The organism is Rhodoplanes roseus, from assembly GCF_003258865.1.
GTDB lineage: Bacteria > Pseudomonadota > Alphaproteobacteria > Rhizobiales > Xanthobacteraceae > Rhodoplanes > Rhodoplanes roseus.
The window spans coordinates 1-2,193 of the sequence record NZ_NPEX01000510.1; the positions used below are offsets into that span (position 1 = coordinate 1).

Annotated in this window: 1 protein-coding gene; it reads left to right on the plus strand. The window is 73.5% G+C overall.

From position 1 onward, the window contains the following. Window positions 1–208: 208 nt before the first annotated feature. On the plus strand, window positions 209–2,193 hold a 1,985-nt coding region (locus CH341_RS30800), incomplete at its 3' end, for an AsmA family protein (protein ID WP_146604700.1).

Genomic DNA, 2,193 nt, shown 5'->3' on the forward strand with positions numbered 1-2,193 from the left:
CGGCGCCGCGGCGCCCACGAACGAGGGGCGCGGCCGGCGCCCCGGGAACACCGCATTCGGCCGCCAGCCTTGTGAACGGCGCTCCGGTCTGCATGGAAACGGCGCCCGCGAAAGTGCTACAGATCACATACGGCCGTCCGACGACATTCTATTCGAGTCTGTTGATACTCCGACACGACGCGCAGCGCAGGCGCAGGAGGCACCGGACATGATCTCGAAGAAGATCGCCGCCATCGCCGCGGGCGCGGTGCTGATCGCCGGCGCGCTGGCCGCCGTGCACGGCATTCCGGCCCGCGGCATCGTCGAGTCCCTGAGCCGCGACGCGCTCGCCCGCAACGACCTCGTCCTCGACATCGGCGGCGACGCCCGGCTGACCGTGTGGCCGTCCACCGGACTGGTCCTCGAAGGCGTCCGGCTGCGCGACAGGACCACGTCGGACGAGATGGTCCGGGTCGAGAAGGTCCAGGCCGGCATCACGCTGGCCGACCTGTGGGGCGGCAAGATCGACATCGCCGACCTGACCCTGACCCGGCCCGTGGTGCTCACCGAGCCGATGTTCGCCCGCGCGGCCCGGGCGGCTGCGGCCCGCAAGCGCAGCATCGGCGCCAACGAGAGCATCCTGCCGGCCGACTCGGCCGTGTCGATCCGCTCGATGACGGTCGAGAACGGCACCGTGGTGGTCCGCGACGGCCGCGAGACCGCCGAGACGAAGATCGACTCGCTGCGCCTCGCCACCCTGCCGGCCGCCGGCGGCCGCTCCAACCTGCATCTCGACGCCCGCATCGGCCCCTCGACCCTGCGGGTCACGGCGGCCGGCGACACCCCGACCCGGCTCGCCGAGGGCCGCGCCGTGCCGATCGAGGCGACGCTCGACGCGCCGCGGCTGTTCCGCACCCCAGCGACCGTCAGCACCACCGTCACCAGCGCCGGGCCGGTGCTCAAGGCCGACAATCTCAACGGCGTCGTCGACCAGGGCCGGCTGCGCGGCGCCGTCTCGGTCTCGTTCGCCGGCGCCCGGCCCTTCGTCGACGCGACGCTGGAATCCGAGCGGCTCGACCTCACCTCGCTGATCGACGCCATCACGGGGCCCGACCCGGCGGCGGGGCGCCCCCCGCGGGGGAGCACGGCGACCGACACGGCACAGCCCTGGAGCGACGCTCCGCTCAACTTGTTCGGCCTCGGCCTCGTCGAGGCCAATGTCGCGCTGACGGCCCGCGAGGTGCTGATCGACAAGGTGCGGATCGCGCCGGCCGCGATCGAGACGACGCTGATCAACGACGTCCTCACCTTCAAGCTGGCGCCCTCCGGCGTCTATGACGGCCAGGCCACCGGCGAGATCGCCGTCGACCGCAGCCGCGACGAGCCGGTGGTGACGCTGCGCACCAATTTCTCCGGGCTGAACGCCCTGCCCTTCCTGCGCGACGCCGTCGCCTTCGAGCATGTCGACGGGCGGGCGCGCGGCAGCCTCGACGTCCGCGGCGCCGGGGCGAGCCCGCGCCGCATCGTCGCCGGCCTGACCGGCCGCGCCGACCTCACCTTCGAGGACGGCGCCGTGCGGGGCATCGACATGCCGGCGATGCTGCGCTCGGTGCTCGACACCATCCTGGCCGGCTGGCAGGGCAAGGGGGCGGACCAGACCCGCTTCACCACCTTCAAGGGCAGCTTCACGGTCGACAACGGCGTCGCCCGCACCACCGACGTCGCTTTCCAGGGCCCCTACATGGTGATGAGCGCGGCCGGCAACATCGACCTGCGTACCAGGACGCTCGATGTGCGCGCCGATCCGCGCCTCGTCTCCGCCCCCACCACCCCGGGCCAGAGCAGCAATGTGTGGGGCATCGGCGTTCCGGTGGCGATCCAGGGCCCGTGGTCGGCGCCGCGGATCTACGCCGACGCGCCGAACGTGCTGAGCAATCCGGACGGCGTCCTGAAAGGCCTGCGCGACGCGCTCGGCCCCGGCGGCGGCGCCCAGATCGGCAAGATGATCGAGGGCCTCAAAGGCCTCGGCGGCCAGACCGGCGGTCTTCCGGGCGGCGGCGCTGCGACGGGTCCGGACGCGCTGCGCGAGCCCGGGACGCTCGCCGACGACATCATGAAGGCGCTCAAGGGCGCCGCCCCGCCGGCCGGCCTGTCGCGCGACATCCCGGCGCCGCCGCGCGATTCGACCGCCCCGCCGCGGCCGGCGCCCGCAGC